The organism is Deinococcus betulae (genome assembly GCF_020166395.1).
Classification (GTDB): domain Bacteria; phylum Deinococcota; class Deinococci; order Deinococcales; family Deinococcaceae; genus Deinococcus; species Deinococcus betulae.
The window spans coordinates 140,364-156,976 of the sequence record NZ_JAIQXU010000005.1 but is presented as its reverse complement, the minus strand read 5'-3'; the positions used below and the strand labels follow the sequence as shown (position 1 = coordinate 156,976).

Below are 16,613 nucleotides of genomic sequence, written 5' to 3'. Positions count from 1 at the left end.
TTACTCGTAGCGAAGGGAATCCACGGGGTCGAGCTTGGCCGCGCGGGCGGCGGGGTAGTAGCCGAAAAACACCCCCACAAAGGCGCTGAAGGCAAACGCCACCAGCATGGGCGTCAGGGTGAAGACCGGCGAAATCCCGAAGCCTTGCCCGGCGAAGGCCAAGCCCACGCCCAGCGCCATGCCGATGATCCCGCCGCCGACCGACAGCAGGCTGGCTTCGACCAGAAACTGCGTCAGGATGTCGCGGGACCGCGCCCCCAGGGCCTTGCGCACGCCGATTTCGCGGGTGCGTTCGGTGACGGACACCAGCATGATGTTCATGATGCCGATGCCGCCCACCAGCAGGCTGATGCCCGCGATGGCCCCGACCAGCAGCGTCAGGGTGCCGGTAATGGCGCTCAGGCTGGCCAGGCTGTCGGCCTGATTCTGCACCTGAAAATCCAGGTTGTCTGGGTCCGTCTGCTCGTGGCGCTCGCTGAGCAGGTCGGTGACCTCGGTCTGCAACTGGGTCAGGTCTTTGGCGTCGGTCGCCTGAAGGTAGATGCTGCCCACGGTGGGCTCGCCCCGGGTGCTGTTCGTGCGGGCAAAGCGCTGGAGGTAAGTGGACAGAGGAATCAGCACCTGGCTGTTGGCATTGCCAAAGCCGCTGTTGCCCTTGTCGGGCAGCACGCCCACCACCGTGAAGGTCACGCTGCCCAGGCGCACCTTCTGGCCCAGAGCGGCGTCTGGGGAAGCGTCTTCGCCCCACAGGTCGGTCAGCACCTGCGCGCCGATGACCGCCACCCGCTTCTTGCCCTTCACGTCGGCGTCGGTGAAGTACGCGCCGGCCTCGACTGGGCTGTTGCGCACCATTTCATAGGCTGGCCAGGTGCCCAGCACGCTGGCCTGGGTGTTCAGGGTGCCCAGCTTGGCCTGCACGTTGCTGTTGACACTGGGGGCCACGCCCACCACCCGGTCGCCAAAGCTGTTGGCCAGCACCTCGGCGTCCTCCACCGTCACGGTCTGGCGGGGACCGCCGCGCACCAGACTGCCGCCGCCCCCGCCGCGCGCACTCTGCACCGTCAGCAGGTTGGTGCCCAGCGATTCGAGGTTGCGTGTGACCCCGGCCGTACTGCCCTGCCCGATAGCGGTGAGCGCCACCACCGCCGCCACGCCGATAATGACGCCCAGCGCGGTCAGCACCGACCGCAGCGGCGTCCCCACGATGGCCCGCCACGCGATAACGAAGGCGCCGCCCAGCCCAATCCCGCCCCGGCGGGGCCGGGTGGCCGAGGCCGCTGTGACCTGGGACAACGGCGCGGCGACCTCCAGCCCGGAGCCGCCGGCCGTCACGGCGCACTCCCGACGGCTGGCGGCCGGTGGGCCACTTTCGGGACCTGGCGGCGGTCACTTTCAATTCGGCCGTCGCGCACCCGAATGACCCGCTCGGCGTAGGCGCCGATGTCGTCTTCGTGGGTCACGATCACCACCGTGGTGCCCTCGGCGTGCAGGTCGCCGAAGAGGGCCATCACCTCCTCGCCGGTGCGGGTGTCGAGGTTGCCGGTGGGTTCATCGGCCAGCAGCAGCCGGGGCCGACCTGCCAGGGCGCGCGCCACCGCCACCCGCTGCTTTTGCCCGCCGCTGATCTGGCTGGGCAGGTTGCGGGCTTTATCGGCCAGGCCGACCCGCTCCAGCACAGCCAGCGCCCGCTCGCGCCGCTCGCGGGGGGGTACGCCAGCGTAAGTCAGCGGCACCTCCACGTTTTCCAGCAGGTTCAGGCGCGGCAGCAGGTGAAAGGCCTGAAACACGAAGCCGATGTCCTCGTTTCTGGCCTCGGCGCGCTCGTTCTCGCTGAGGGTGGTCACGTCGCGCCCGGCGAGGTGGTAGGCGCCGCTGCTGGGGCGGTCCAGCAGCCCGATGATCTGCATCAGGGTGGTTTTCCCACTGCCCGACGGCCCCATCAGGGCTACCAGCTCGCCCTGCCCAATCTGCACGCTGACCCCTTTCAGGGCCTCGAACACCACGTCGCCCTGCGCGTAGACCTTGCCCACGCTCTGAATGTCCACGACGGGCGGCCGGGCCACGGCGGTCACGGGGCCCCTCCGGGGAAGCCGCCGGCCGGAGGACCACCGCCGGCACCTCCAAAGCCGCTGTCCTGCGTCTGCCGGGTGCTGCCCGCCGCGCTGCTCCGGCTCGACGAGGCGCTGCCCGGCACCACGATCTCCTGACCCGCCTCTAAGCCGTCCAGCACCACGGTGTTCGTGTCGTCGGTCTCGCCGGTGGTGACGCGCACCCGCTCAGGTTCGGCGCTGGGTTCGGCGGCCGGCACCTCCACGTAGCTGCGACTCCGGACCGTCTGAATGGCCTTGCTGGGCACCAGCAGCCCGCGCTCCTCGCTCTGAATAATTTCGGCTTCGGCGGTCATGCCGGCGCGCAGGGTGCGGTCCGGGTTCTTCAGCTCCACCGTGGCGGTAAACACGCTGATCCCGCTGCTCTGGGTCGCGCCGGGCGAAACGCGCACCACCTCACCGCGAAAGGTCTGGTCCTCGAAAGCGTCCAGCGTCACCTCGGCCTGCTGGCCAGCCTGCACCCCCGCAATCTCGGTCTCGTCAATCTGCACCGGCAGGTTCAGGGTGGTGTCGTCCAGCAGGGTCAGAATGGTCGCGCCGCTGTTGACCACCGTGCCCTCGCCCGCCGTCACGGCACTGACCACGCCGCTGATGGGCGCGTAGACCTTGAGGCCCGCGCGGTCGGCCGCCGCCGCGTCCAGGGTGTCCTGCGCCTGCTGCACGGCAATCTGGGCGCTGCGCAGGGCCTGGGTGTCGCTGCCGCCGCCCGCCGCCGCCTGCGTCTGGGCGGCCGAGAGGCTGGCACGCGCACTGTCCACACTCTGCTGCGCTTTGGTCACCGCCGACTGCGCCTCCTGAAGCGCCTGAGAACTGATGGCCCCAATCGCGGCGAGTTGCCGCTGCCCGGCCAGGGTGCGCTGCGCGTCGGTCAGGGTCTGCGCGCTTTGCGTCAGGCTGCTCTGGGCCTGGGTCACGCTGCTCTGACGGCTGGCCACGCTGCTGGCCTGCGAGGCGCGGGTAGCGTCCAGACTGGCGCGGGCCTTGTCCAAGTTCAGCTGCGCTGTGCGCACATTCTGCTCTACGGCGTCGCTTTGCAGGGTCGTGACGAGTTGGCCCTTGGTCACGCGCTCGCCCACGGCAGGCACCGCGCCCACGGTGGCCGTCAGGTCGGCGCCCACCGTGCGGGTCTGGGCGGCTTCCAGGGTGCCGGGACCGCTGACCGAGAGGCGCAGCACCCCGGCCTCCACACGGGCCGTCGTCGTGGTGGGCTGGGCGGTGGCCGCCGCACTGGCCGTGCGGGTACGGGTGTAGACCACACCGCCCCCCACGGCGCCCAGCAGCAGCAGGCCGCCCACCACCCAGGGCCAGTGCTTGCGGCGCGGTGGGGCCGCGCGCAGGGGCGAGGTCTGAACGGTCACAGCGTTCCGCCCACGCCGGTCAGGTTCTGCCCGGCCGCCACCGACAGGGCGCCCAGGGCCTCCAGAACGTTGTTCTGGGCTTGCAGGCGGCTGTACTGAGCTTTTTTCAGCGTGAGCTGGGCGGCCTGAACCTCCACCGCGCTGACGGTGCCGCTTTTCAGACGGGCGCTATCCTGCGTGTAGGTTTTCTGGGCGGCGGCTTCACGGCTCAGGGCCACCTGCAACAGTTCGTAGGTGTTCTGGGCGGTCTGGTAGGCGCTGGCCAGGGTTTGCCCGGCACTTTTCTCGGCGCTGTCCTGGCTGCGCTGGGCGTTGGCGAGAGCCGTTTTGGCGTCTTGCAGGGTACGCGCGGGGGTGAAGTCGTTGTCGGCCAGCTTGACGCTCAAGGTGGCGCTCGCCACCTCGTTCTCGGCCGAGACCAGACTGCTGAGGCGCCCCAGGCCGCCTTGCAGGCTCGCCAGGGTGGCGCTCAATTTGGGGGCCGTAACGGCGCTGCCGGCGCGCACGCTGCTGCCCAGACCCGTCAGGGTGCCCAGCCGGGCGGCAGCCAGATTCACCTGTGCGCGGGCGTCGGCCAGATTCTGCCCGCTGCTCGCCAGAGTGTTCTGCGCGTTCGTGAGGTCCAGGGCGGTGGCGTTGCCGATATTCAGCTTCACCTGGGCCACCTGCACGCCCTTGGTGTCCACGGCCACCTGGAGGGTCTGCACCTCTACGTTCTCCTGCGCTTCCAGCAGGGCCGCATACGCGCTGATGGTGCTGCTGACGGCCGAGAGGCGAGCGCCACGCAGCGCGGCCTGGGCCTGCGCTTCGCTGTTTTTGGCCGTCAGCTTGGCCGCCACCAGCGCGGCGGGATCGGCCTGGGCGGCGCGGCTGGCGGCCTGGGCCTTGTCCAGGTTGGCCTGAGCGGTTCTGACGTCGGCATTGCTGCCTAGGGTCGCGGTGACGGCACTGCCCAGGCCCACGGCGCTCTGGGCGGCGGCCGTGCCCAGCAGCAGGGCGGCGCTCAGCAGGAGGGCGGTTCGGGTGGGGGCCAGCAGAACTGATTTCATTGAGAACCTCCGGCGGCGTTCAGAAGCGTGGTTTGGCTCAGGGAAGCTGTGATGCGGGCCGAGAGCAGGTCGCGCTCGGCCTGGGCGACAGCCAGTTCGGCGGTCGCCACGTCGTCAGCTGTGGCGGTACCGGCGGCCAGGCGGGCGCGGGCGGTATCCAGGCTCTGGGCGGCCAGGGTCAGGGCACTCTGACGGCTTTGCACGGCGGCCAGATTGGTTTGCAGGGTGGCGGCGCGGGTCCGCACGTCCAGTTCGGCGTTTTGCTGCGCCACAGTCAGCGCCAGTTCTGCCTGGGTGACGGCGGCGGCAGCGGCCGACCGCTGGGCCTGCTGCGCCGGCGAAAAGATGGTATACGACCCGCTGATACTGGCGGTCAGCCGCGCGCTGCCCGACGAAACTGCCGAAGTCGAGCCCGACGAGCTGCCCAGCGGCAGGGTGTAGCTGCCGCCCAGGGTGCCCTGCTTGAGGTTGAGGGTCGCGGCCACTGTGCCCAGGCCGGCTCCGCCGTAGCCCACGCTGGCGTTCAGGTCGGGCAGGCGGGTGTCGCGCTCCTCGGTGGCCAGGGCGTCCTGGGCACTGGCCAGAGCGTTTTGCGCGCTCACGACCTCGCTGCGCGCCGTGCGGGCGCGGGCCACCAGCGCCGCCAGGTCTGGGGCCTCTTCGGCTGCGGGCGCGTCTCCGGCAAAGGTCACACCGCTGAGCGGGGTGCCCAGCACCGCCTCCAGGCTGCGGCGGGCGCCGTCCAGACTGGCCTGGGCCTGCGCCAGACTGGCCTGGGCGCCCTGCACCCCGGCCTGCGCGCTCAGGAGGGTTTCGGCAGTGGCGTTGCCGGCCGCCTGCTGGGCCTGCACCACCGTGAGTTGCCGCTGCCGCTGCGCCAGGGTGCGCCCGGCCAGGGTGATGTCCTGGCCAGCCAGCGCGGCGGTCCAGTACGCCTGAGCCGCGTTCAGGCGAGTCGTGACCTGGGCCTCATGCAAGTTGGCCTGGGCCAGCGCCAGACTGCGTTCGGCGGTGCGGAGTCCACTCTGGGCACTGGACCAGGGCAGCAGCCCCAGAGTGACGTTGGCCCCGGCGCTGCCGCTCAGGGTGCCGCCCACCGTCGTGACCGTGCCGTCGGCGGCCGTGGTGGTGGCCGGGCCGGCGTAGTTGGCACTGCCCGTCACGTTGACCGTCAAGCCCAGCGCCGCGCGCGAGGCGGCCAGGTTCTGCACCGCCACCTGCACACTCAGAGCGGCGCGGGTGACGCTGGGGGCCTGGGCCAGACCGGCGTAGGCGTCGGCCAGGGTGTAAGGGCGGGGGTCTGTTGGGGGCGCACTGGTCTGGGCTGAACTGGGCTGGGCTGGGCTTGTTTGGGCCTGGGCCGCGCCGCCCAGCAGGGCCAGACTCAGCCCGAGCAGCAGAGGGGAAGGTGGGGGGCGACTCATGCGGCCCACTGTGGCGGGGGTCTGCGAAGACGCCGCTCAGCCTGTGTGAAGATTTATCGAAGACGGAGAAAGGTCGGCTAGGCGCGGCCTGGGCTGTCCTGAGCCTGCAGTTTTTGCACCTCGCCCCTTCGTTGTCCCTTCACGCGCGCCCTTTAAGCTGAACCCCATGAGCGCCCTGATCCTGATTGTCGAGGACGAACCCCAGCTGGCCGAGGTGCTAGAAGCCTACGCCCGGCAGGAGGGCTACCGCACTGAGCGCGCCGCCGACGGCCACGCCGCCCTGCACGCCTACCGGGCCATCAGCCCTGACCTGATCTTGCTGGACGTGATGCTGCCCGGCCGCAGCGGTCTGGACATCCTGAAGACGGTTCGGGCCTCTGGCAGCACGCCCGTCATCCTGGTCACGGCCCGCGCCGAGGAAACCGACCAGATCGTGGGCCTGGAACTGGGCGCCGACGACTACGTGGTCAAGCCGTTTCGCCCGCGTGAAGTGATGGCGCGGGTCAAGGCGGTGCTGCGCCGGGCCACCGCCGTGCTGGAAGGCGGCGAGCGCCCGGTGCGCGTGGGCCCTCTGGAAATTGACCGCCTGGCCGTGGCTGCCCGTGTCAACGGCGAAGCCCTGAACCTCACTCCAGCCGAGTTCCGGCTGCTGTCGCACCTGGCGCAGGCGCCGGGCCGGGCGTATACCCGCGAAGAACTGCTCTCGGCGGCCCTGCCGGGCAGCGAGGCGCTGGAACGAGTAGTGGACGCCCACCTGGCCAGCGTGCGGCGCAAATTGGACGCAGCCCAGGCCGGTGGGCTGCTGCATACCGTGCGCGGCGTGGGCTACCGCCTGGAGGCCGCTGGATGAAACGCCCCGTCTGGCCCTGGCGCGGGGGCCGGCCCCTGGCACTGACCCTGCTGCTGGCCATGCTGCTGGTGGTGGGGGTGTCGGTGGGCAGCACCTTCTATTTTTCCAATCTGGCGGTGCAGCGCCAGTTTCAGCGGCTGCCCGAAGAGGTGCGCGCCGCCCTGCGCGAGCGCCAGGAGGCGGCCCTGCGCGGCGAGACGGTGGCGCCCACGCCGCCGCTGCCTGTCATCCGCACCGGCAGCGCCGCTGACCCCTTTCTGGACCCCTGGCAAAGCAGCCCCGATGTGGGCGGAACGGTGACCCTCCCGGCCGGCACGCAGGCCACCGTCGAGGGCGGCCGCCGCCCGCGTGGCTGGCGCGACGACCTCTTTCGCGGCCCCCCCAACCAGACGCAGGACTTTCTGAAAGAGGTTCAGCGCAGCCTGCTCCAGGTGGGGCTGGTGGCGGCGGTGGCCTCGGCCCTCCTGGCCTTTCTGATTTCGCGGCGGGTGGCCCGGCCAGTGTCGGCGGTGTCGCGCGCGGCGGCGCGGCTGGCCAGCGGCGACCTGAGTGCCCGCGCGCCCACACCCGGCGGCGAGCGCGAGCTGGCGGCCCTGGCCCAGAGTTTTAACGAGATGGCCGAGAACCTGCAAACCCTGGAGCAGGAGCGCCAGCAGGCGGTGGCCGACATTGCCCACGAACTCCGCACGCCCATCGCCGTGATGCAGGCCCGTCTGGACGCCCTGGAAGACGGCGTCTATCCGCTGAACACGGAACAGATTGCGCTGCTCAGCACCCAGACCCAGCACCTGACGCGCCTGGTGGGCGACCTGCGCACCCTGACCCTGGCCGACGCGGGCCGCCTGACCCTGGAGGTCAGGGGCCTGGACCTGGCCGCCCTGGGCGCCGAGGTCGTGCGCGACCTGCAAGACCGCGCCGGGGCACGCGGCGTGGCCCTGACGCTTCAGGCGGCGCCCGCCCCTATGCAGGCCGACCCGGTGCGGGTGCGCCAGATGACGACCAACCTGATTGACAACGCCCTGCGCCACGCGGCCAGCCGCGTGAACGTGGAGGTCGAGTCGCGCGGCGCCGAGGTGCTGCTGCACGTCGAAGACGACGGCCCCGGTATTCCGGAGGGCAGCCGCGAGGCGGTCTTTACCCGCTTTACCCGCCTGGACAGCAGCCGCGCGCGCGACACAGGCGGCAGCGGCCTGGGCCTGGCGATTGTGCGCGCGCTGGCACAGGCGCACGGGGGCCGCGCCGGGCTGGGTGCCTCAGCGCGGCTGGGCGGGGCACGCTTTACGGTCGCCCTGCCGGCCCAGGGGTCATGACCCCGCAGGGGCCCCAGGGCCAGACTTTCACAGAGCGGCGCTTTGAACCGAGTACACTCTAAAGTGCCATGTTGAACGATTCGCGCCGACTCTGGAGGGTCTGCTGCCTGGCCAGCGCGCTGCTGTGCAGTCAGGCGGGCGCTGCGGCAGGCTGGGCGGCCATGGCCACAGCCCTGCTGGCCGAGCCGAATGCCAAGGCGGCGGCGCTGCGGGTCGTGGCCGCCAAAGAGACGCTGGATATCGTGCAGTGCCACACGCTGTGGTGCCAGGTGCGCGTGGGTGGGCAACTGGGCTGGGTGAACCGCGCCGCTGTGAACGTCAAAGGTGACTGCCCGGCGCTGCTGGCCCTGGGGCTCAAGGATATTCGCCGCAACGAAGCGGCCTACAGCGCCGAGCGCGACCCCGACCACAACGGCCGCGCCTGCGATCAGCGCGACCTGCTGAATATGCTCGGCCGCCGCTAAGAGGCCCAGCACCTCTTTTCATCGGGCCTCTGCCTTATATGGTAGGTCCGATGAAGCAGTCCAGACACTGTCTTTTGCAGATGCCAAACGGTTCATTCACAAATCGGAAGGGCGCCGATTTGCCAACTCCATCCCCAGCAACCATTTTTCTCCTTCCCCCACTGCTGTGGACTTGAGGAACTGCCTTGCAGAGCTGCGCCAGTCCGCTTGGATTTCATCGGTTGTGCAAACGGTTCAACCAGAGTCCGTATAGCCCTAATGCTTGGCCTGCGCGGCGGGACAACAAGGAGTGACGATGAGTAGCCCCCGTCACTCCTCGAACGTTTTGAGTTCTCCCCTACCTCCGTCCAACCCCCGCCAGGGACTGCCGCCATAGGGCCTCGACCCGCCGCCGGCAGGTTCAGGCGTTAGGGGTAAAGGTCAAAGCCGTGCTCATTGAGGTCTTGCTCAAGCGCCCGCTTCACCACCTGAATCTCTGCCATCGTCTCGGCCTCGAAATACACCTTGATGGGGCGTCCAGGCCTGGACTTGGCGACGTCCCAGCTCACATCGGCCAGATCAGTCCGTTCGCGTAAACGGGTGAGTGAAGCCTTCACAGCCTTTTCCGGTATTCCTGCATGAATTGCCATATCGTCTTTCAGCACAGGTCACCGTAGCAGACCCGGTGCCGCTACATAGGGCGGGAGGTCATCGTGTCGCCAGCTCTGGCCTCAAGGAGGCCTGTTTTACTCGCCTTCAGGTTGGTCGAACTGACCTCTCTGCAGCGGTTCTGAACGTGCCAGCGCAGGTCTTTAGTGCAGTGGGCTCTGTTGAGACAGGTGAGCTGATGAAGCCCTTCGGGTCAGACTAGAAGGCGGAAGCGACTTGGCCTGCTCACGACATTCATAGCCAAGGCCAGAGCCTGCGAATGCACCCTCCACTTGGCCCTCAGAGAAGGAATCGCTGGCCTTTCACGTTCAGGTGGAGAGCGTTAACGACTCCTGAAGCCAGTACAGACTCCTTGTCCTCCAGAGATCCACCGGCCAGAGACGACCAGTATCAGCTCCAGAAGATGTGCCGACATGCGGGGCCGGACGGGCCAGAGTGTGCGTCGGCAGGGGCAGCCTGTAAACTGGGAGGGTTGCCGCCCAGCGCGGCTGAGGAGTTGATTGGATGAGTAGTTTAGCCATCGGAATTGTCGGGTTGCCCAACGTCGGAAAAAGCACGCTGTTTAACGCCATCACGCGGGCCGGGGCGCTGGCCGCCAACTACCCCTTTGCCACCATTGAGCCCAATGTGGGCCGCGTCACCGTGCCCGACGAGCGCCTGGGCGCCCTGAGCAAGGTCTTTACCAAGGGCGAGCGGGTGCCGCCGATCATCCCAACTTTTGTGGAATTCGTGGACATCGCCGGGCTGGTCAAGGGTGCCAGCAAGGGCGAGGGGCTGGGCAACCAGTTTCTGGCCAACATCCGCGAGGCCGACGCGATTGCCCATGTCGTGCGCTGCTTTGAAGACGGCAACGTGGTGCATGTGGCCGGGCGCGTGGACCCCCTGGACGACATCGAGACCATCAACACCGAGCTGATTCTGGCCGACCTCGCCGGGCTGGAAAAGCGCCTGCAAAACCTCCAAAAGAAGGCCAAGAGTGGCGACAAGGACGCGCGTGAGCAGGCGGCCCTGGCCGAGCAGCTCCTGGCCGTACTGGGTGAGGGCAAGCCGGCGCGCGCCGGCAGCTATGATGCCCCCATCCCCAAGGAATTTGGCCTGATTACCACCAAGCCTGTGATTTACGTTGCCAACGTGGGCGAAGACAACCTGACAGAAGACAACGAGTACGTGCAGCAGGTGCGCGACTACGCCGCCGCCGAGGGCGCGCAGGTCGTGAAGATCAGTGCCCAGATTGAAGGCGAACTGGCCGAGATGCCTGAGGACGAGGCCCGCGCCTTTCTGGAAGAACTGGGCGTGCAGGAAAGTGGCCTGGACCAATTGGTGAAGGTGGGCTACGAGACGCTGGGCCTGATTACCTTTATTACCAGTGGGGAAAAAGAGGTGCGCGCCTGGACCATCCGCCGGGGCGAGAAGGCCCCTGAGGCTGCCGGCGAGATTCACAGCGACCTGGAGCGCGGCTTTATCCGTGCCGAGGTCATCGAGTGGGACAAGATGGTCGAGGCCGGGGGCTGGGCGGGCGCCAAGAGCAAGGGCTGGGTCCGCACCGAGGGCAAGGAATACGTCATGAAAGACGGCGACATCATGAACGTGCTGCACAACATGTAAAAGGGGAAGTGGTGAGTGGGCAGTGGTAAGTGGAAAAAGAAGGCGTCGCCATCCACTGGCACGCCTTCTTCTTTCTCCACTCCCTACTCACCACTCCCCGTTCACTTTCCTACACAGAAATTCCGGAAGACTGCGTCCACCACGTCCTCCTGCACGTCCTGGCCCGTCAGCTCGGCCAGGGCGCGCAGGCCTTCTTCCAGTTCGTAGCCGGCGAGGTCATCGGGCAGGTCACGGGCGGCCTGAATGTGACCCAGGGCGCGGCGGGCGGCGTCGGCCTGGCGCTCGGTGGTCAGCCAGGCTTCCCCGCGGGCGGCGTCGCCCAGCAGGGCGGCTTCCACGGCGGCGCGCAGCTCGGAGAGGCCCTGGCCAGTCACCGCACTGACCGCTATGGCTTCCGGGTCATGCCAGGCATCCGGGAGGTCAGCCTTGGTCTGCACCTTCAGCACGCGGCCAGCGGAGGGCACCTCGGCGCCCAGGTCTTCACGGGGCAGGCTGCCGTCTTCGAGCACCAGCACGAGGTCGGCGGCGCCTGCCAGCGCCACGGCCTGCCGCACCCCAGCAGCCTCAATCTGGTCGCCGGTTTCGCGGATACCCGCCGTGTCCACCAGCGTGACCGGTACGCCCGCCAGTTCCAGCCCCGCCTCCAGGTAATCGCGGGTGGTGCCGGGCAGCGGTGTGACAATCGAGCGTTCGTAGCCCAGCAGGGCATTCAGCAGACTGCTTTTCCCGGCATTGGGGCGGCCAATCAGGGCCAGGCGGGCGCCGCGTGTGGCCACCTGCCCGGCGTGGGCCGAGCGCAGCAGCTCGGTCAGGTCGTGCTCGGCCAGGGCCAGCGGCGCGGCGCGGTCTTCTTCGGGCACGCCCTCTTCGGGGTAGTCCAGCAGGGCCTGCAGGGCGGCCAGGGTGCGCGTGACCTGGCGCGTCACGCCCCCCACCCGCTCCCGCAGTGCTCCACTCAGGCCCAGGGTGGCCTGGCGGCGGGCAGCGTCGGTCTGGGCCTGCACCAGATTCAGCACGGCCTCGGCCTGCGTGAGGTCCAGGCGGCCGTGCAGGTAGGCGCGCAGGGTGAATTCACCGGGCCGGGCTGGCCGGGCGCCCAGGCGCAGGGCCGCTTCCAGCGCCCGGCCAAGCACAGCGGGGCTGCCGTGCGTCTGAAACTCGGCGACGTCCTCCCCGGTGTACGAGTGCGGGCCGCGAAACACCAGGCACAGCCCTTCATCAAGCACCTCGCCCGCCCCATCCAGAAACGACCCGAACAGAAACCGGCCGCCTGGGGTCCGCGAGGGCGCCCGCCGCCCCCGGAACAGCCCGTCAGCCACGGCCAGGGCGCCGGGACCACTGACCCGCACGATGCCCACGCCCGCGCTGCCCGGCGCGGTGGCAATAGCGGCAATGGTGTCAGACAGGCCCGTGCGAGAACTCACGCCTGGCAGGCTAGCACCGGCGAAGGGCGCGGGCTGTGGGGCGTAGAAACAGCTTTGCCTTCGCCCTAATCACGTGGTAGGAGAAGGGCTACAGCTCTACCATGCGGAAATATCTCCACAGCTGCCGCATTCGAATCACGATTCGCAGGCGGAAGGACCAAGGGCTAGACATCCGCATCTGTTTTGATGCAGTTGCCTGTAAGAAACGGAATATCGAGCGCCTGATTGGCTGCCTCAAACACTTCCGGCCACCTGATACGACAAGCGCGTGGTGAACGACCAGAGGTGGTTAACAGGTGTCACCGTCCTGCTTTGCATGCCTCCCGGTTCAGCTCTTGGCGACCGATAAGGTATACGCAGCCATCTCAAGCCATTCTCGCCGTGGGGTATCCGTCTGTGTGTGCGCGGCTGACTCAAGCCGGGCCTGCTGCTGGCTGTCCAGCAACCACTGCGTGACCTGCTGTGCCTGCGCTGGCCGGTTGGTCCAATAGGCCCCTTGCAACTGGCCCTTCACCAGCCCCTCAGCCTCCGATAACACAAAGGCGGCCAGATGCTGAACGGCAAATGGCGTATTCATCTCTGCCCAGTGAGTGAGGTAGGGCGTCAGATCGTGTGAGGCCTGAGCAATCCCTTCAAGAACTGTGGCCACCTCGCACGGTTCCCAAGGGTCCTTGACCTCTTCACGTGCCAAGACGTCATCCCACCAGGCATGCAGGAAGGCGTCCACGGCTGCATATTCCTGATCTGGCCATGACCACCACTGGCCGTAAGTCAACTTCCCTAACAGGCTTTCAGCCGAACTCAATTGATCATGGGCGATCAGTTCCAGAAGGCGAGGAAGGAAGTGCTTGAAATCGACGTCGTCCCCCCACGTGGTCATGGTTTTCATGGTGAAAAGAGCGAGATGCTGTGCCGTGAGTTCACGTAATGGTGCCGCGTGCAGTTCCTCTGCCGCACCTGGGGAAAGACACCCACAGGGACAGCCCTCGGTATGCCGTCGTAACGGGTACCGCTCAAACACTTGATAGATGTGATTGATGCTGCCCTGAAGGGCAGGCGAGAGAACTGGAGACGGCGTCACGCCTGTTCTTCCATACGGTCGCGCTCCTTGACAGCAATGCACCTCGGCCTAAACGCCGTAGAAGAGAGAAAGGCACGCACGTTGTGAGCAGAGGTCTTGCCGGGCTCTCGCCTTCCACTATTCGTATCGGGAACAGCGACAGTCTCCTGCATTCGCGGTGAGTCATTGAGAATGGCAGAGGGCCTGCTGAAGAAGCTGGGGATGCTCATCAAAAAGTTGCCGGGTGCGCCAGTAACTCTGCGCGTAAATGGCCAACCACTCATCCTCCGACAGATTCTGAAGTTGCACCACGTCGATGCTTGGGGTGGGTTCGTCGCGTGAGACTGGTCGCGTGCTGACCTGTATGGTCTGACGCTCAGCGTAGAGGTCAGTCACGAGCATGGCGAGTCCCTCGTTCAGCCAGAAAGGTAGGTGGAGGTGCGATGTGCAGGCGTGCGTTATTTCATGGCACAGCCGCCAATGTTCTTGCTCCTCTTTGCTCGCCGGTTGAAATAGTCGACTGCCCACAGACACTTCTGAAATACGAGGAGCCGGACGAGACCTGAGCAAGATAAGAGCACAACGACTCAATGGAACGTGGCATGCGGCAGACTTTTCCCATATTGCTTCATCTCTAGAGCGATATATCCTGCGCCAGACATATTCAATGGATGTCAAATGGGGGAAAATACCAGACCACCACTCATCGGCCAGATGAACACGAATATCCTGACGTGGTGTTATTTGCCACGTATCTTTCAAAATTTTCAATGTCTTTCCAACAACCTGAATATAATTGTCCTGAGCTGTTGTTTTGTACTCACTCATAAGGCAGCCTAGTGATAAGTGTCCTGATTTGTGCCGCAAAGAGTCATATTTTACATCAAATTCTGTTAGTAACAATTCAGTGTGAGAGCGAAAGTCGGGTGCTGGTCAACCTATTGCTGCTTATGGCGCCTTCTACCGCTGTCTGTCCGTTGCCTGAGTACCCTTAGCCTACAGACCCTAGCAGACGCGAGCATCTCTTGGCGGCGCATTTCAGCTCCCTTCAGAGCTTCCTGGCTGCTTCCTCCTACCCAAGATTCAAAGTTCACGCTCATGCTGTGGCCCTAGCATGGGGCGCGTATGCGTTTCCTTGTGCTGTCCGCGACCCTGACCCTTAGCGCGCTGCTGTGCGCGCCCGCCGCCGCACAGGCGACCACCCCGGCCACCCCAGCGGCCGCTCCCAAAGGCGTGTCCTCGGCGGCCACCACCAAGGCGGTCAGTGCCCTGTCGGTGGAGGTCAGTGCAGCGGTCAAAGGCCGCATCTTGACCTGTCCCGCCGCGCTGAAGCTCAGTGCCCAGGCGGTGTGCCTGTATGCCCAGAGCGCGCCGGCCAGCCTGCGGCCCCTGGTCCGGGGCAAGCTGAGCACCCGCGCCCAGGGGGACTGGAAGGCCAGCGGCAAGTCCAGCGTGCTGCTGGTCAAGGACGCCGCCAGCGGCCCGGTGTCGGCCTACGTGCTGCTCAGCCCCATCAGCGACAAGGAAACGCTGGTCGTCGTGGACACGGCGCAGGCCCAGGCGGCGGCCCCCGCTGCGGCGGCCAAAGCCGCTTTACCAGCGGGCGTGAGCAAGGGCCAGCCCTACGTCCTGGGCAGCGACCTGGTCGGTGTGGTGGCGGTGACCTCGCTGGGCGGCGGCAAATTCCGCCTGGTGGCAGAAGACGGCACCCTGACCGTCACCGCCGGCCAGCGCAGCGCCCAGGCGGGAGGCGGCACTGTGGAATTGCCCCTGGCCCCCGCCACGGACGGCAAGAACCTGATTTTCCCGGTCTCGGGCCTGCGCGCCCTGGGCTGCACCGTCACTCCGGCCGGCGGCTCGCTGACTGTGGCCTGCGGCAGCGACAGCGTCGGCCTGAAACCAATTGTGTTCTGAGCGTAGTTGAGGGAAATCCTCGACCGCCTTGAAGTTCACGCGGCCCGTGCGAGATTGAGACTGTCCCACTGACTCAGACTGGGGCAGCACTGCATACCCATCGCTTTATCCAGCCCATGCACGAAAGCAAAGCACCGTCAGGTTCGCGCGGCTTTCTCACGGTCCAGCTTCATCTTCTCTGGGCGGCCTGAGAGGACCACTCGTCTGAGCCCCAGTGAGCACTCATCCCTCACTGGGGCACTGCTCTGCTTTCAAACAGGGTCTCTGCGCCAACAGCTGGCCCCCTGCCGTATGGCCCTCAGCAGAGCTTGAGCGAGCCTTGAGGCTTGCCGGGAAGCGGCTGTCAGCACGGCCTCCAGGCGTCATGATGGCGGCAAGTCCCATTCTCAGGAGGAAAACCCCCATGACCATCCTTGACCGCCTGTCCCGCCTGCTGCGCGCCAACGTCAACGACCTGATTAGCCGCGCCGAAGACCCGGGCAAGATTATCGAGCAGGCCCTGCGCGACATGCGCGCCGCCTACGCCGAGGCCCGCAGCGAAGTGGCTGACGCCATGAGCCAGAACGCCAAGCTGGAACGTGAAGCCAGCACCAACCGCCGCCTGGGCAGCGAATACGAGAAAAAAGCCGAGGAGGCCCTGCGCGGCGGCAGCGAGGAACTGGCCCGCGAGGCCCTGCGACGCGCCCAGAACGCCCGTGACCTAGCCACCGGCTTTGAAGAGCAGTTGGGCCAGCAAACTCAAACGGTCGAGCAACTCAAAACCCAGCTGCGCGCCCTGGAAGCCAAGATTGACGAGATGGAATCCAAGAAGTCCCTGCTGGCTGCGCGGCAAAAGACCGCCCAGGCCGGGGCGACACTGGACCGCGTCTCGGGCTTTGACAAGGCGGGCGGGGCCATGGACGCCTTTGAAGAAATGGAGGCGAAAGTGCAGGGCCTGGAAGACCGCAACCGCGCCATGAGCGACCTGCGCCAGGACAATGACTTTGACGCCCAACTGAAGGACCTGGGCCGGGGCCGCGAGCTGGACGACGCCTTTGCGGCCCTGAAGGCGAAAGTGCAGGGCGAGCCGGGCAGCGCCGGCGAAAAGAGCGGCGGCTAAACGGCACCAGCACGCGTTCAGAACATCCGGGCGAAGGTCCGGATGTTTTTTGCTGCCTCAATAGGGGTTCCGTCTGTCACGCCGATAAATCCGCACTGACGAGCAAGCTCTACGTCTGCCCCCTCCCTTACTCCTGCGGCACTGCGCCCGTCCCTCAGCCTGAAGACCTTTCAGGTGGACAGTCCAGTGACTGGAGAACCGGCGTGAAGAGTCCTGACAGCCGATTCTCCGCGCCTCCAGCGGCCTGCATGGGCTTACCCCCTTTGCCGCGTGCACCTTCTGATCGATGACCGTCAGGAA

15 protein-coding genes are annotated in these 16,613 nt (G+C 66.8%); 6 read left to right on the top strand and 9 right to left on the bottom strand.

Annotated features, from left to right (window positions below; translation table 11 throughout):
- From K7W42_RS06055 to K7W42_RS06035, 5 genes are read right to left on the bottom strand one after another with little or no spacing between them, the layout of a single operon-like run.
- Entirely contained in the window at window positions 1–1,332 is a 1,332-nt protein-coding gene (locus tag K7W42_RS06055; protein ID WP_224573127.1) for an ABC transporter permease, read from the bottom strand.
- A complete protein-coding gene (locus K7W42_RS06050) occupies window positions 1,329–2,072 on the bottom strand; it encodes an ABC transporter ATP-binding protein (protein WP_224573126.1) in 744 nt (247 codons plus the stop codon). Before K7W42_RS06050 ends, K7W42_RS06055 begins: the two co-directional genes overlap by 4 nt.
- Complete coding sequence (locus K7W42_RS06045) at window positions 2,069–3,466, bottom strand: efflux RND transporter periplasmic adaptor subunit (protein ID WP_224573125.1); 1,398 nt, start codon at window positions 3,464–3,466, stop codon at window positions 2,069–2,071. The genes K7W42_RS06050 and K7W42_RS06045 overlap by 4 nt, the downstream gene beginning before the upstream one ends.
- Window positions 3,463–4,515 carry a TolC family protein gene (locus K7W42_RS06040; protein ID WP_224573124.1) on the bottom strand — a complete coding sequence of 351 codons (1,053 nt, stop codon included), beginning with the start codon at window positions 4,513–4,515 and terminating at the stop codon, window positions 3,463–3,465. The genes K7W42_RS06045 and K7W42_RS06040 overlap by 4 nt, the downstream gene beginning before the upstream one ends.
- The gene (locus K7W42_RS06035) at window positions 4,512–5,939 is read right to left on the bottom strand and encodes a TolC family protein (protein WP_224573123.1); all 1,428 of its coding nucleotides are present in this window, start codon (window positions 5,937–5,939) and stop codon (window positions 4,512–4,514) included. Before K7W42_RS06035 ends, K7W42_RS06040 begins: the two co-directional genes overlap by 4 nt.
- A gap of 166 nt (window positions 5,940–6,105) precedes the next feature.
- On the opposite strand from K7W42_RS06035, the gene K7W42_RS06030 reads away from it, so the two are divergent.
- The 3 genes from K7W42_RS06030 to K7W42_RS06020 all read left to right on the top strand — a co-directional run bounded on the left by K7W42_RS06030 (window position 6,106) and on the right by K7W42_RS06020 (window position 8,563).
- Window positions 6,106–6,789 (top strand): response regulator transcription factor, encoded by a 684-nt coding sequence (locus K7W42_RS06030; RefSeq protein WP_224573122.1) that lies wholly within the window; start codon window positions 6,106–6,108, stop codon window positions 6,787–6,789.
- On the top strand, window positions 6,786–8,099 hold the full coding sequence (locus tag K7W42_RS06025) for a sensor histidine kinase (protein ID WP_224573121.1): 1,314 nt from the start codon (window positions 6,786–6,788) through the stop codon (window positions 8,097–8,099). The genes K7W42_RS06030 and K7W42_RS06025 overlap by 4 nt, the downstream gene beginning before the upstream one ends.
- A gap of 68 nt (window positions 8,100–8,167) precedes the next feature.
- Window positions 8,168–8,563: an SH3 domain-containing protein gene (locus tag K7W42_RS06020; RefSeq protein WP_224573120.1), complete on the top strand. Its 396-nt coding sequence runs from the start codon at window positions 8,168–8,170 to the stop codon at window positions 8,561–8,563.
- Between the two features lie 407 nt (window positions 8,564–8,970).
- Here the strand turns inward: K7W42_RS06020 and K7W42_RS06015 are convergent, their stop codons facing one another.
- Window positions 8,971–9,207 carry a hypothetical protein gene (locus tag K7W42_RS06015; RefSeq protein WP_224573118.1) on the bottom strand — a complete coding sequence of 79 codons (237 nt, stop codon included), beginning with the start codon at window positions 9,205–9,207 and terminating at the stop codon, window positions 8,971–8,973.
- A 508-nt stretch (window positions 9,208–9,715) separates the two neighbouring features.
- On the opposite strand from K7W42_RS06015, the gene ychF reads away from it, so the two are divergent.
- Entirely contained in the window at window positions 9,716–10,816 is a 1,101-nt protein-coding gene (gene ychF / locus K7W42_RS06010; protein ID WP_157457369.1) for a redox-regulated ATPase YchF, read from the top strand.
- A gap of 101 nt (window positions 10,817–10,917) precedes the next feature.
- On the opposite strand, the gene mnmE is transcribed toward ychF, so the two are convergent.
- The 3 genes from mnmE to K7W42_RS05995 form a co-directional block, all read right to left on the bottom strand.
- Window positions 10,918–12,240, bottom strand: coding sequence for a tRNA uridine-5-carboxymethylaminomethyl(34) synthesis GTPase MnmE (gene mnmE / locus K7W42_RS06005; protein ID WP_224573116.1), 1,323 nt, complete (start codon window positions 12,238–12,240; stop codon window positions 10,918–10,920).
- A gap of 328 nt (window positions 12,241–12,568) precedes the next feature.
- Window positions 12,569–13,129 (bottom strand): hypothetical protein, encoded by a 561-nt coding sequence (locus K7W42_RS06000; protein ID WP_224573114.1) that lies wholly within the window; start codon window positions 13,127–13,129, stop codon window positions 12,569–12,571.
- Between the two features lie 354 nt (window positions 13,130–13,483).
- Complete coding sequence (locus tag K7W42_RS05995; protein ID WP_224573113.1) at window positions 13,484–14,128, bottom strand: hypothetical protein; 645 nt, start codon at window positions 14,126–14,128, stop codon at window positions 13,484–13,486.
- Window positions 14,129–14,425: 297 nt separating this feature from the next.
- On the opposite strand from K7W42_RS05995, the gene K7W42_RS05990 reads away from it, so the two are divergent.
- Both K7W42_RS05990 and K7W42_RS05985 read left to right on the top strand, forming a co-directional pair.
- Window positions 14,426–15,214, top strand: a complete 789-nt coding sequence (locus K7W42_RS05990; protein WP_224573110.1) for a hypothetical protein — start codon at window positions 14,426–14,428, stop codon at window positions 15,212–15,214.
- 403 nt (window positions 15,215–15,617) lie between these two features.
- Entirely contained in the window at window positions 15,618–16,313 is a 696-nt protein-coding gene (locus tag K7W42_RS05985; protein WP_157457371.1) for a PspA/IM30 family protein, read from the top strand.
- The last annotated feature ends 300 nt before the right edge of the window (window positions 16,314–16,613 follow it).

Coding starts and splice junctions, on each gene's coding strand:
- K7W42_RS06025 (WP_224573121.1), top strand. CDS start 6,786: ATGAAACGCCCCGTCTGGCCCTGGCGCGGGGGCCGGCCCCTGGCACTG.
- K7W42_RS06020 (WP_224573120.1), top strand. CDS start 8,168: ATGTTGAACGATTCGCGCCGACTCTGGAGGGTCTGCTGCCTGGCCAGC.
- K7W42_RS05985 (WP_157457371.1), top strand. CDS start 15,618: ATGACCATCCTTGACCGCCTGTCCCGCCTGCTGCGCGCCAACGTCAAC.
- K7W42_RS06040 (WP_224573124.1), bottom strand. CDS start 4,515: ATGAAATCAGTTCTGCTGGCCCCCACCCGAACCGCCCTCCTGCTGAGC.
- K7W42_RS05990 (WP_224573110.1), top strand. CDS start 14,426: ATGCGTTTCCTTGTGCTGTCCGCGACCCTGACCCTTAGCGCGCTGCTG.
- K7W42_RS06035 (WP_224573123.1), bottom strand. CDS start 5,939: ATGAGTCGCCCCCCACCTTCCCCTCTGCTGCTCGGGCTGAGTCTGGCC.
- K7W42_RS06000 (WP_224573114.1), bottom strand. CDS start 13,129: ATGAAAACCATGACCACGTGGGGGGACGACGTCGATTTCAAGCACTTC.
- K7W42_RS06030 (WP_224573122.1), top strand. CDS start 6,106: ATGAGCGCCCTGATCCTGATTGTCGAGGACGAACCCCAGCTGGCCGAG.
- K7W42_RS05995 (WP_224573113.1), bottom strand. CDS start 14,128: ATGAGTGAGTACAAAACAACAGCTCAGGACAATTATATTCAGGTTGTT.
- ychF (WP_157457369.1), top strand. CDS start 9,716: ATGAGTAGTTTAGCCATCGGAATTGTCGGGTTGCCCAACGTCGGAAAA.